General features: G+C 73.7%; 10 protein-coding genes. 3 read left to right on the forward strand and 7 right to left on the reverse strand.

What is annotated here, in order from left to right; translation table 11 throughout:
- Window positions 1-12: 12 nt before the first annotated feature.
- Together CGL27_RS41545 and CGL27_RS41550 are read right to left on the reverse strand one after the other, a co-directional pair.
- Entirely contained in the window at window positions 13-681 is a 669-nt protein-coding gene (locus tag CGL27_RS41545) for a dienelactone hydrolase family protein (protein ID WP_119992637.1), read from the reverse strand.
- Between the two features lie 41 nt (window positions 682-722).
- The gene (locus CGL27_RS41550; protein ID WP_078639243.1) at window positions 723-1,508 is read right to left on the reverse strand and encodes a sigma-70 family RNA polymerase sigma factor; all 786 of its coding nucleotides are present in this window, start codon (window positions 1,506-1,508) and stop codon (window positions 723-725) included.
- Between the two features lie 163 nt (window positions 1,509-1,671).
- Between CGL27_RS41550 and CGL27_RS41555 the strand changes: the two genes are divergently transcribed.
- A complete protein-coding gene (locus CGL27_RS41555) occupies window positions 1,672-2,268 on the forward strand; it encodes an HhH-GPD-type base excision DNA repair protein (RefSeq protein WP_119992638.1) in 597 nt (198 codons plus the stop codon).
- 41 nt (window positions 2,269-2,309) lie between these two features.
- On the opposite strand, the gene CGL27_RS41560 is transcribed toward CGL27_RS41555, so the two are convergent.
- Window positions 2,310-3,293: an alpha/beta hydrolase gene (locus tag CGL27_RS41560; protein ID WP_119992639.1), complete on the reverse strand. Its 984-nt coding sequence runs from the start codon at window positions 3,291-3,293 to the stop codon at window positions 2,310-2,312.
- A 698-nt stretch (window positions 3,294-3,991) separates the two neighbouring features.
- On the opposite strand from CGL27_RS41560, the gene CGL27_RS41570 reads away from it, so the two are divergent.
- Together CGL27_RS41570 and CGL27_RS41575 are read left to right on the forward strand one after the other, a co-directional pair.
- On the forward strand, window positions 3,992-5,629 hold the full coding sequence (locus tag CGL27_RS41570) for an ABC transporter ATP-binding protein (RefSeq protein ID WP_240450822.1): 1,638 nt from the start codon (window positions 3,992-3,994) through the stop codon (window positions 5,627-5,629).
- Entirely contained in the window at window positions 5,626-7,368 is a 1,743-nt protein-coding gene (locus CGL27_RS41575) for an ABC transporter ATP-binding protein (RefSeq protein WP_119992642.1), read from the forward strand. Before CGL27_RS41570 ends, CGL27_RS41575 begins: the two co-directional genes overlap by 4 nt.
- Window positions 7,369-7,426: 58 nt before the next feature.
- On the opposite strand, the gene CGL27_RS41580 is transcribed toward CGL27_RS41575, so the two are convergent.
- From CGL27_RS41580 to CGL27_RS53290, 4 genes are all read right to left on the reverse strand, one after another.
- Window positions 7,427-8,203 carry a DeoR/GlpR family DNA-binding transcription regulator gene (locus tag CGL27_RS41580; protein ID WP_078639238.1) on the reverse strand — a complete coding sequence of 259 codons (777 nt, stop codon included), beginning with the start codon at window positions 8,201-8,203 and terminating at the stop codon, window positions 7,427-7,429.
- Between the two features lie 94 nt (window positions 8,204-8,297).
- Entirely contained in the window at window positions 8,298-9,353 is a 1,056-nt protein-coding gene (gene pdxA, locus CGL27_RS41585) for a 4-hydroxythreonine-4-phosphate dehydrogenase PdxA (RefSeq protein ID WP_205587836.1), read from the reverse strand.
- On the reverse strand, window positions 9,350-9,631 hold the full coding sequence (locus CGL27_RS50480) for a nucleotide-binding domain containing protein (protein WP_237299789.1): 282 nt from the start codon (window positions 9,629-9,631) through the stop codon (window positions 9,350-9,352). Before CGL27_RS50480 ends, pdxA begins: the two co-directional genes overlap by 4 nt.
- On the reverse strand, window positions 9,562-11,595 hold the full coding sequence (locus tag CGL27_RS53290) for a four-carbon acid sugar kinase family protein (RefSeq protein ID WP_346345769.1): 2,034 nt from the start codon (window positions 11,593-11,595) through the stop codon (window positions 9,562-9,564). Before CGL27_RS53290 ends, CGL27_RS50480 begins: the two co-directional genes overlap by 70 nt.
- Window positions 11,596-11,613: the final 18 nt, after the last annotated feature.

Here is an 11,613-nt window from a genome sequence, read left to right on the forward strand (position 1 = left end):
CCGCTCGGTCCGTCACCGCTTGCCGCCCCGGGCCGGGTGCCTGGCCATCCGTACGAACCAGTCACGCGCCGCCCCGGCGGCCTCCTCCAGGGTTCCGGGCTCCTCGAACAGATGGCTCGCGCCGGGCACCACATGGATCTCGTGCGGGGCGACGAGCATGGCGGCCGCCTGCTGGTTGAGCCGCAGCACCTCGGGGTCGTCACCGCCGACGATCAGCAGCACCGGCGCCCGCACCCGGTTCAGCGCACCGCCCGCGAGATCGGGCCGGCCGCCCCGGGAGACCACGGCCGCCGCCCGCTCCGGCCGCTCCGCGGCGGCCGTCAGCGCCGCCGCCGCGCCGGTACTGGCGCCGAACAGCCCCACCGGCAGCGCAGAGGTGGCCGGATGCCCGCCGAGCCAGTTCACCGCGGCCCCCAGCCGCCGGCCCAGCAGCGGGATGTCGAAGCGCAGTTCGGCGGTGATCGCGTCCACCCGCTCCTCGGCGTCGGTGAGCAGATCGAACAGCAGGGTGGCCAGATCCGCGTCCTGCAACACCCGGGCCACCGCGCGATTGCGCGGGCTGTGCCGGGAACTGCCGCTGCCGTGGGCGAACGCGACGACCCCGATGGGCTGGTCGGGAAGGGCCAGATCGCCCACGAGCATGGCATCGTCCGCGGCGATACGGGCGGTCTCGGAGCGCATCGGCCACCTCCTGCCGGGGGTTGCGGGGCTGGTGCTGCGGCTTAGGCGTAGGCCATGAGCCCTTGCCGCAGCTCGCTGTAGAGCCGGGAGAGCCTGCGGGATATGTGCATCTGCGAGAAGCCCAGGATCTCGCCGATCTGGCTCTGCGAAAGCCCGGCGAAGAACCGTAGATAGAGGACGTAGCGGTCCTGCTCCGACAGTTCGGCGATCAGCACCCGCAGCGCCTCGCGGTTGACGACGCGTTCGATCGCGGCGTCGTCCGCGCCCACCGTCTCGGCGAGCAGCCGCTCCTCGGCGCCCTGGACCGTGGCGTTGAGGGAGAGCGGGGTGCAGGAGGCGCTGGCCTCCAGACCCGCCTTCACATCCTCCTGGGGCATACCGGTGCGGAGGCAGATCTCATGGATGGTGGGGGTGCGCCCGCCGAGTTCCTGCTCCAGCGCGTCGCGCGCGGAGCGGGTGCGGGAGCGGACCTCCTGGATGTTGCGGGGAATGTGCAGTGTCCACAGATAGTCGCGGAAGTGGCGCTTGAGCTCACCGGTGATGACGGGGATCGCATAGGAGGGGAAGGCATGCCCGAGGTCGGGGTTGTAGCGGTCGACGGCCTTCACCAGGGCCAGCGAGGCGACCTGGGTGAGGTCCTCGATGTTCTCGCCCTTGTTGCGGAAGCGCAGCGCCAGGCGCTTGGCGACGGGCAGCCAGGCGCAGATGATCGCCTCGCGCAGTGCGTCGCGCTCAGACCCGGACGGGAGCCGGGACAGACGCAGGAAGGCACCGCCGGTGTCGGGAGTGTCGTCATGGCGTCGTTGGCGAGTCGCGGTTGCTGACATGGTCACTCGCCTCCGTGTTCCGATGTCACGGCGGTTCGCCACCAGATTCGCATGCGCCCTAACACCTCGCAATTCGGCCAAATTGGTGATGGTGTGCATGCCTTTGGGTGGTATGCGCGTTTCATCTGGTTCGTAGCGACTGGTGGCGGGGTATGGCCAGGGGATGAACACACGCCTTCGTCTCGCCCAGCAACCCGAGGCGGACGCCCTGCTCGAGCGCGACCCACTGGCCCTGATGATCGGGATGCTGCTCGATCAGCAGGTGCCCATGGAGTGGGCGTTCTCCGGTCCGTACACCATCGCGGGCCGTCTGGGCAGAGACCGGCTGGACGCCCAGGAGATCGCCGCGCACGACCCCGAGCGGTTCGCCGCGCTGCTGTCGGAGAAGCCCGCCGTGCATCGCTACCCGGGCGCGATGGCCGGGCGCATCCAGCAGCTCTGCGGGTATCTGGCCGAGCACTACGACGGCGACCCGACCGCCATGTGGCGCGATGCCTCCTCCGGCGAGGAACTGCTCCGGCGGCTGAACGAACTGCCCGGTTTCGGCAAGCAGAAGGCGCAGATCTTCCTCGCGCTGCTGGGCAAGCGGCTCGGGGTCCGGCCCAAGGGCTGGCGCGAGGCCGCGGGGTCCTACGGCGAGGAGGGCGCGTATCGCTCGGTGGCCGACATCACCGGGCCCGAGTCGCTGGACAAGGTCCGCGCCCATAAACAGGAGCTCAAGCGGCAGGCCAAGCAGGCCAAGGGCGGCGCGGGAGGCTGAGCCGGGGCCCGCGTTCGCCAGGCTTCAGGCGGTGCCGGGCTTCAGGCAGTCCTCGGCGAGGCGGTGCCCAGCGCGTCCCGCAGGGTGTCCACGGCCAGGGTGAGCGCGGCCCGTGCGGCCTGCGTGTCGCGGAGCGCGTCGAGCATCAGGAAGTCATGGATGATCCCCTGCATCCGCATGGCGGTGACCGGCACCCCGGCCTCCCGCAGCCTGGCCGCGTACGCCTCGCCCTCGTCGCGCAGCACATCCGCCTCGCCCGTGATGACAAGGGCGGGCGGCAGCCCGGCGAGCTGGTCGGGGGTGGCGCGCAGCGGGGAGGCGGTGATCTCGGAGCGGTGCGCCGGGTCGGTCGTGTACTGGTCCCAGAACCACTTCATCGCCTCACAGGTGAGGGAGTAGCCCTCGGCGAACTCCTCGTAGGAGCCGGTGTCGAAGGCGGCGTCGGTCACCGGATAGAAGAGCACCTGCCGCACCAGTGACAGATCGCCGCGCTCCTTGGCGAGCAGGGTGAGGGCGATGGCCAGGTTGCCGCCCACCGAGTCTCCGGCCACCGCGATCCGGGAGGCGTCGAGCCCCGCTCCCTGGCCGTGGGCCACGATCCACTGGCCCACGGCGTAGCTCTGCTCCAGCGCCACCGGGTAGTGGGCCTCGGGGGAGAGGTCGTACTCGGGGAAGACGACCGCGGCGCCCACTCGGACCGCCAGCTCCCGGACCAGCCGGTCATGGGTGTGGGCGTTGCCGAACACCCAGCCCGCGCCGTGGATGTAGAGAATCACCGGAAGGGTGCCGACGGCCTTCGGAGGGCGGACGATCCGCGCCTTGACGCCGCCCGCCGGGATACCGCCGACGCTGATCCACTCCTCGTCCACCTCCGGTTTGGGCACCTCGCCGGACTGCGCCTCGTCGAGCGTGCGACGGCCCTCCGCGGGCGTCATCTGGTACGGATACGGCGGTTTGGCGGTGGCCTCGGCGAATGCCGCGGCGGCGGGTTCGAGGACGGGGCGGGCCGGAGCGGTGATGGACATCTGCTTCTCCTTTTCCGGTCCGATTCCGTCCGACGATCTCACCCCGGCCGCCGCGGCACCCACCGCTGTTACGCCACCCGGGCCTCCGCCGCGCCCGGGCGGCCCATCGACGGCATCACCTGAGCGGGCCCGGGGCCGGTGACGGATCGGGAACCGGGTCGGGGCCCGGCGGCTTGGGCACCGGATCGGGGGACGGGCCCGGTGCGGGGCCGGGGGTGGGGTTCGGCGGCGGCTCGGGCGGAGGGGTGGGAATCGGGTCGGGCGGCGGCCCCGGAGGCGGTCCGGGCACGGGGCCCGGTGCGGGACCCGGTTCGGGGCCGCCCGGACCGGGCGACGGGGTCGGAGACGGCGGCCCGGGATCTCGCTGTGTCTGGTGGATGAGGGTCGGGTCGGTCTGCCGTGCCACGGTGTCCTCCAAAGCTCGTCGGCGGGTGGCCACGTCGTTTCCGGGGCGGGTGCCCCGGTCCCCTGGGATGTACGCATGGACTCGGCGCCGAACGCGCGAGGAGTGGGGAAGGCGGGCGATAATTCCTCCGCCCGGCGGAAGCGGCGTCGCTAGCATCGCCGTCGTCATGCGACGTTTTCCTGATCCGGATCCCGGAAATCCAGACCACCGTTCACCCCTATCCTATCTGTTATGGCTTGCCGCTTATCAGCGCAATGCCATATTCCTTGGCACTCTCTATGGAATTGTCCATGTGCTGGCCCAGGCCCTGGTGCCCGCCGCCGTCGGCAAGGCCATCGACGCCGGAATCATCGCCCGTGACCAGCGGGCACTCCTGTGGTGGGGCGGTGCGGTGGTGGCCCTCGGGACGATTCAGGCCGCCGCCGGAATTCTGCGTGACCGCGCCGCCCTCACCACCCGGCTGGGCGCCGCCTATCGCACCGCACAACTCATCGCCCGCCAGGCCGCCCGGCTGGGGGCGACCTTGCCGAAACGGGTGGCCAAAGGCGAGATCGTGAATGCCGGAGTGGCCGATATCGGCCGGCTCGGGGAGGCGCTCGCCGAAACCGCCCGGGGCAGCGGTGCCATCGTCGCCATCGCCGTCGTGGCGGCCATCCTGCTGCACACCTCCTGGGAGCTGGGCCTGGTGGTGCTGCTCGGGGTGCCGCTCATGGTGGGGACGGTGTCCCTGCTGATCCGTCCGCTGCACCGGCGCCAGCAGCGGCTGCGCGAGCAGCAGGCCGAGCTGACCGGCCGCGCCGTGGACATCGTCAGCGGGCTGCGGGTGCTGCGCGGCATCGGCGGCGAGGAGGTCTTCGCCGACCGCTATCGCGCCGACTCCCAGCGGGTGCGCGCCGCCGGAGTCGAGGTGGCCCGGGTTGAGGCCCTGCTGGAGGGTGCCAAGGTGCTGCTGCCGGGGCTGCTGACCACCGTCGTCGTCTGGCTGGGCGCGCACTACGTGGCGAGCGGGCGGATGGGCCCCGGACAGCTCGTCGCCTTCTACGGTTACGCCGTCTTCCTGGTCGATCCGCTGCGCCGGCTCACCACCGCGGCCGGCCGGCTGACCCAGGGGCAGGTGGCCGCGAGCCGTATCACGGCGTTTCTCGCGCTGCGGCCCGAGTTCGCCCTGGAGGCCGCCGCACCCGCTCCGTACGACGGACCCTACGGGGGACCCGTCCCGTACGAGAGGCCCGCTTCGGCCGACGGTCCCGTTCCGTACGAGGGGCCCGCCCCGCTCGCCGACCCCGCCTCCGGGCTGATCGTGGCACCGGGCCGGTTCACCGCCGTGGCCTGCGCCTCCCCCGCCGACACCGCGACCCTCGCCGCGCGGCTGGGCCGCTACACCGACTCCACCGTCACCCTCGGGGACACCCCGCTCGGCGATCTGCCCCCGGACGAGATACGCCGCCGCATCCTCGTCGCCGACAACGACGACCGCCTCTTCGCCGGTCCGCTGCGCGAGGAGCTCCGCGGCCGGGGGAGTGACGCGGAGCTGGAGCGGGCCGTCGACGCCGCCTGTGCGCGGGACATCGCCGAGGCGCTCCCGGACGGGCTCGACGACCTCGTCGCCGAGTCCGGGCGCAACTTCTCCGGCGGCCAGCAGCAGCGGCTGCGCCTGGTGCGCGCGCTCATGGCCGACCCGGAGGTGCTGATCCTCGTCGAGCCCACCAGCGCCGTCGACGCCCACACCGAGGCCCGTATCGCGCGCGGGGTGAGCGACCTGCGCGCCGGACGGACCACGCTGGTGTTCACCACCAGCCCCGTGGTGCTCGACCGGGCGGACCACGTCGTCTACGTACAGAGCGCGAAGGCCGTCGCCCAGGGCTCGCACGCCGATCTGCTCACCGATGTCCGCTACCGGTCCGTCGTCGCGCGGGAGGAGTCGGCATGAGCACCCACACCCCGCTGCCGGTCGCCCCGGCCGGCGACACCCGCGCCTACGCCCGGCGGCTGGCGCTGCGCCACCCGCGCGAACTCACCGCCGTGCTCGTCCTGTACGCGCTCGCCGCGGGCTGCGGACTGGTGGGCCCCCGGCTGCTGGGCGACCTGGTGGAGGACACCCGCGACGGCGGCGGCGCCATCACCCGTACGGCGCTGCTGATCTGCGCGTTCGTCATCGTCCAGGCGCTGCTGACCCATGCCGCGACGTACGCCGCGGCGCGGCTGGGCGAGCAGGTCCTGGCCGCGTTGCGCGAGCGGTTCGTCGGCGATGTGCTCGCCCTGCCGCTGGCCACCGTCGAACGGGCGGGCGCGGGCGATCTGGTCACCCGCAGCATCCGGGACGTGGAGGTGCTCGCGGGCTGTGTGCGGCGCGCGGTCCCCGCCACCATGACCGCCCTGGTCACCATCGCCGTCACCTTCGGCGCCCTGGTCGTGGTGGGCCCGCTGCTGGCCTTCCCCTGCCTGATCGGGGTCCCGGTCCTGTGGGTCGCGGCCCGGTGGTTCTTCGGCCGGTCGCGCGAGGCGTTCCTGCGCCAGAGCGCCTCCTACGCGCGGATCACCGAGGGCCTCACCGAGACCGTCGAGGGGGCCCGTACCGTCGAGGCGCTGGGCCTGGCCGGGCGGCGGGCGGAGCGTACGGACCGGGACATCGCCGGGTCCTACGCGGCCGAACGCCATACGATCGGGCTGCTCACGGTCTTTCTGCCGGTCATCGACACCGCCTATCTGCTGCCGGTGGCCGCGACCTTGGTGCTGGGCGGCCTCTTCGCGCTCCACGGCATGGTCTCGCTCGCCGCGGTCACCGCGGCCACCCTCTACGTCCAGCAGTTGCTGAGCCCGGTCGACACGGTGCTGTACTGCCTGGGCGACCTCCAGGCGGGCGCCGCCTCACTGGCCCGGCTGCGGGGCGTCCACCGCACCCCCGGGCCCGGGGCCGACGCCCCCACAACGGCCGCGCCCCGGCACCGGGGCCTGGCGCTGCGCGGAGTGCGCTACGCCTACCGGGACGGCCGGGATGTGCTGCGCGGGATCGACCTGGAGATCGAGCCGGGGGAGCGGCTGGCGGTCGTCGGGCCGTCGGGCGCGGGGAAGTCCACCCTCGGCCGCCTGCTCGCCGGGATCCACGCACCGCGCACCGGCTCGGTGACCGTCGGCGGGGTGCCGCTCACCGCGCTCTCCCCGGACCGGCTGCGTGGCCAGGTGGCCCTGGTGACCCAGGAGACGTACGTCTTCTCCGGAACGCTCCGGGAGAATCTGCTCATCGTCGGGCCCGAGGCGGCCGACGCCGAGCTGGAGCGGGTGCTGGACGCGGTCGGGGCCCGGGAGTGGGCCCTGGAGCTGGGGCTGGACGCGCGGGTGGGGGCGGGTGGCGCGGCCCTGGCACCGGACCGGGTGCAACAGCTCTCCCTCGCCCGGCTGGTGCTGGCCGATCCGCACACCCTGGTGCTGGACGAGGCCACCTCGCTGCTCGATCCGCGTGCGGCCCGCCGTCTGGAGCGCTCCCTCGCCGCCCTGCTCAAGGGGCGTACCGTCATCGCGATCGCCCACCGGCTGCACACCGCGCATGACGCCGACCGGGTGGCGGTGATGGAGGACGGACGGATCAGCGAACTCGGCCCGCACCACGAGCTCGTGGCGCGCGGGGGTGCGTATGCCGCGCTGTGGGAGTCGTGGCACGGCCGCACGTGATGGGGGCGCGACCCTCATGTGTGGCGGACCAATGGCCGCGGGCGTCGCGGGGCGGCGGTTACTCGCCCCCGGCGATCGTGACCTCGACTCCCTGAGCCCGTAGCGCCCGGATCTCGTGGGGGTCGGCGCCGTCGTCGGTCACCAGCGTCCAGCCGGGCGGCAGCCGCACCCAGGTGTGGAAGGGGCGGCGGCCGATCTTCGCGGAGTGCGCCAGTACGTACACCGCGTCCGCCCGGCGGGCCATCAGTTCCTTCAGCCGGGTCTGGCTCAGATCCGCCTCGCAGATGCCGTGTTCGGCCGTCACCCCGTCGGCGCCCAGGAACACCCGGTCGAAGGTCATGCGCTCCAGGGCCGCCTCGGCGAGTGGGCCGAGGAAGCTCTGGCTCAGCGGCCGGAGCGTACCGCCGAGGCATTCCACCCGTACGGTCTCCACATCGGCGAGCTCCTGCAGCGCGGTGAGCCCGGTCGTGGCCACCGTGAGTCCTTCGGCGGTGCGCAGCTCATGGGCGAGGGCGCCGACCGTCGAACCGGCGTCGAGCAGCACCGTCTCCCCGGTGCGGATCGTCGACGCCGCCCAGCGCGCGATGGCCCGCTTGGCCTCGAACGCCTCGCCGGTGCGCTGGCGCAGCGACGCCTCCGGGTGGGCGACCAGGGCCATCGCCCCGCCGTACGTCCGCGCCAGCCGCCCGTCCGCGGTGAGCTGGGCGAGGTCGCGGCGGATGGTCGAGGCGGTGACGCCGAAGGCGCGGGACAGCTCCTCCACGCTGGTCAGGCCCGTGGTCGTGGCGAGGTGGACGATCTGGTCGCGCCGGGCCCGCGCTCCGTTCACCGGCATCTCTCGCGCGTCTCTCGCGTCTCTCGCGTTCCTCAACGTGGGCTCGGCCTCGCGTTCCTCAACAGGGGCTGGGCGTCAGCAATCGGGGCTGGCGTCAGTGGGCGGGGGACGGAGCCATCTCGGCGGCCTGCCGCAGCGCCTCGATCATGCTACCGGCGTCGGCCGTGCCCGTACCGGCGATGTCGAAGGCGGTGCCGTGGTCGACGGAGGTGCGGATGACGGGCAGTCCGACGGTGAGATTGACCCCGGCCTCCAGGCCCAGCACCTTGACCGGGCCGTGTCCCTGGTCGTGGTACATCGCCACGATCAGGTCGTAGTCACCGCGCCCGGCCAGGAAGAAGGCGGTGTCGGCGGGGAGCGGGCCGCGGGCGTCGATGCCGTCGGCGCGCAGCACCTCCAGCGCGGGCACGATCTTCTCCTCCTCCTCGCCGTAGCCGAACAGGCCGTTCTCCCCGGCGTGCGGATTGATCCCGCACACCCCGATCACCGGTTCGGGAGTCCCGGCGCGGACCATCGCCTCATGGCCGCGGCGCACGGTGCGCTCGACCAGACCCGGCTCGATCTTCCGCACCGCGTCGATGAGTCCGATGTGGGTGGTGACGTGAATGACCTTCACCGTGGGGGTGGCCAGCATCATCGACACCTCCTCGACGCCGGTGAGCTGGGCCAGCAGTTCGGTATGGCCGGGGAAGACATGGCCGCCCGCGTGCAGCGCCTCCTTGTTGAGCGGCGCGGTGCAGATGCCCTGCACCTCACCGTTCATGGCGAGTTCGGCGGCGGTCCGTACGTACTGGTAGGCCGCGTCCCCCGCCACCGGGGAGAGCGTGCCCCAGGGCAGCTCGGCGGGGAGCAGCCCGAGGTCGACGACGTTGATCCGGCCCGGGGTGAACGCCGCGTCGGCGGGCGCGGCTACCGTGACGATCTCGCACGCGATCTCGCGCAGCCGGGCGGCCTGCCGCAGCCGCTCCGCGTCCCCGATGACCACCGGACGGCAACGCCGCAGGGTGTCCGGGTCGAGCAGCGCGGGGACGATCACCTCGGGTCCGATGCCGGCGCCGTCGCCCATGGTGACCGCGATGAGCGGAAGCGGGGCGGGCTCGGCGTCCGCACCAGCGGCCCCGGCGGGGGCGAGGTTGGTGGAGGAGTTCATGAGGTGACCTTCCGTTCCATCGGGTGGGGGCGCAGCGCCTGGACGATGTGGCGCAGGGAGTCGGGATCGCCGAAGCTGCCCGGTCGGGTCACGACGGACCGCCCGTCGGGAGTGGAGAGATGAACGGCGCCGTGGTGCACCTGGCCGACCGGATCGAGCTCGGTCACCGCCAGGGCGTCCAGCACCCGGCGTGCCGTCTCGCCGCCGGTCAGCACGAGGTCGACGGCGCCGTGATGCGCGGCGACGGCCTCGCCGATGGCCCGGGCGAGGCCGAGCACCAGCCGCCGACCGGACACGGGCCGGGACCGCGCGCCTGCCTCGTCGGCAGGGTCTTCGGCAGGGTCTTCGGCCGGGCTTGCGTCCGGGCCTGTGCTCGGGCGTGCGTCCGGGTCTTCGTTCGGGCTTGCGTCCGGGCCTGTGCGGTCGGTCCCGCCGCCGGACGGTGGCGCCGTGGCGGGCTGGGGCCGGGTGCTGGGCTGGGCGGCGGGCCGGGCACGTCGGCGGGCGCGACGGCCTCGCGTTCCGGACGGGGGGACGGGATGGGCGCCGCGCCGCCCGTTGTCGGCGAGGCGGCGTCGGCCGCCACCTCGCGCTTCGGTGCCGGGCCGGGGGCTACCGGCGAGGGGCTGGGCGAGGCGGCGAGGGAGACGACCGTGACCGGGGCGGTCAGCGGGGGCAGCCGCAGCGGGGGACCGTCCGACAGCAGCCCCGCGTGCGGGAGTCGGTGATGGGTGGCGCCGTCCTCGACCAGCCGCCGGACCTGTTCGGCGGCTGAGGGTTCGGCCGTGCCGACGACGACCAGCACCGGTCGGCCGGTGTCCGCCGAGGGTGCCGCGGTTCCGGCCGCCGACGCGGCGGCCCCCGCCGGTGTGGTGGCGGGGCCAGCCGGGGGCGCAGTGGCGGTGTCGGCAGCCGGAGTCGCCGGGGCGGCCGGAGCGCCTCCGGCGTTCGCCAAGGGCACCGTGGTGCTGGCCGTCCACGCGGCGGCCCCCGCCGGTGTGGTGATGGCCGGGGCGTTGGCGGCGGCCGGAGCCGTGATGGGGTCGTTGTCGGCCGGGCCCGTGGCGGCGGGGGTAGCCGGGGTCCGGTTGGTGGTGTCGGCGGCCGGAGCCCTGGTGGGGTCGGTGACCGCCGGAGCCGTGGTGGACTTGGTGGCGGCGGGGCCCGTGGTGGCGGAGCCAGCCGGGGGCGCTGTGGCGGTGTCGGCAGCCGGAGCCGTGGTGGCGGTGGCAGCCGGGACCGTGAGGGTCGGAGCCCCGGTGGGGTCGGAGGCGGCCGGGCCCGTCGCGGTCGGAGCCGCCAACACCGCGGTGGTCTGGGTGGCGGCCGGAGTCGTCGTGGCAGCGGGGGCGGTCGTCAGGTGGCGGCCGAGGGCTACGGCCAGGCCCCCTGAGCCGACCAGCCGCATCCGGGGGCCCTCGGCGAGCGACGCCTCGACGACCGCGTCGAGATCGGCGTCCGTCTCCGCGTCGCAGATCGCCACCCGTCCGGCCGCCACGGCCGCACGCAGCGCGGCCAGCAGGGCAGGCGGGGACGCCCTTACGGTCGTCAGCGGGATCAGCGCGGTCGGCAGGCCGCCGAGCGCCTGGGCCACCGAAGCGGGTGGGGGCAGGGTTTCGGCGCGCCATGCGTCGCCCTCGTGGAGCGCCACCCCGCCGATGTGGACCACCCCCGAGCGCACCACGCGCCCGGCGATCGGCAGTGCGGGGGCCAGCACCACACCCGCCCCGCCCTCGGCGAGGGCGGCGATCTCGGCGGCGACATTGCCCCGCAGCAGCGAGTCGATCTTCTTCAGTACGAGGGTTTCCGCGTCAGTGTCCCCGTCGGCCTCCCCGTCCGGCGAGGACAGCCGCAGCGCGTCGCGGACCGCCTCGGCCGCCTCGGTGGCGGGCCGGTAGCGGGAGTCGAGGTCCAGGACGGTCGCCTCGCCGGGGTGGCGGGGGTGCAAGGCCCTCGCCCCACCCGCGCTCACCCCACCCCCGTTCCCCACGTCGGGCCTCCCCACAAGCAGGACCCGGCTGCGTGTTGTGCGCGAGCAAAGCGCCGCTGCCACCTCGGCGGCGCCTGACAGGTCATCCGCGATGGCCAACAGCCTCCGGTTGGGTGTCATGTCCACCAGCACCTCCTCGAATGACCGTGACGGGCGGAACGATCCGGTGCCGTGGACATCGGCTCCGTGGTGCCGATGATGGCATACGTTGCGCGAAGTGCGCGAGGAGTATTGCGTAAAGCGCGCAGCCATGTCACGGTGACCGCCGCG

Source organism: Streptomyces sp. 11-1-2 (assembly GCF_003595545.1).
In the GTDB taxonomy this organism is placed as follows: domain Bacteria; phylum Actinomycetota; class Actinomycetes; order Streptomycetales; family Streptomycetaceae; genus Streptomyces; species Streptomyces hygroscopicus_B.

Bases quoted from the DNA above. Each gene is read 5' to 3' on its own strand.
- CGL27_RS41545 (WP_119992637.1), bottom strand. From the start codon at position 681: ATGCGCTCCGAGACCGCCCGTATCGCCGCGGACGATGCCATGCTCGTG.
- CGL27_RS41550 (WP_078639243.1), bottom strand. From the start codon at position 1,508: ATGTCAGCAACCGCGACTCGCCAACGACGCCATGACGACACTCCCGAC.
- CGL27_RS41555 (WP_119992638.1), top strand. From the start codon at position 1,672: ATGAACACACGCCTTCGTCTCGCCCAGCAACCCGAGGCGGACGCCCTG.
- CGL27_RS41560 (WP_119992639.1), bottom strand. From the start codon at position 3,293: ATGTCCATCACCGCTCCGGCCCGCCCCGTCCTCGAACCCGCCGCCGCG.
- CGL27_RS41575 (WP_119992642.1), top strand. From the start codon at position 5,626: ATGAGCACCCACACCCCGCTGCCGGTCGCCCCGGCCGGCGACACCCGC.
- CGL27_RS41580 (WP_078639238.1), bottom strand. From the start codon at position 8,203: ATGCCGGTGAACGGAGCGCGGGCCCGGCGCGACCAGATCGTCCACCTC.
- pdxA (WP_205587836.1), bottom strand. From the start codon at position 9,353: ATGAACTCCTCCACCAACCTCGCCCCCGCCGGGGCCGCTGGTGCGGAC.
- CGL27_RS53290 (WP_346345769.1), bottom strand. From the start codon at position 11,595: ATGGCTGCGCGCTTTACGCAATACTCCTCGCGCACTTCGCGCAACGTA.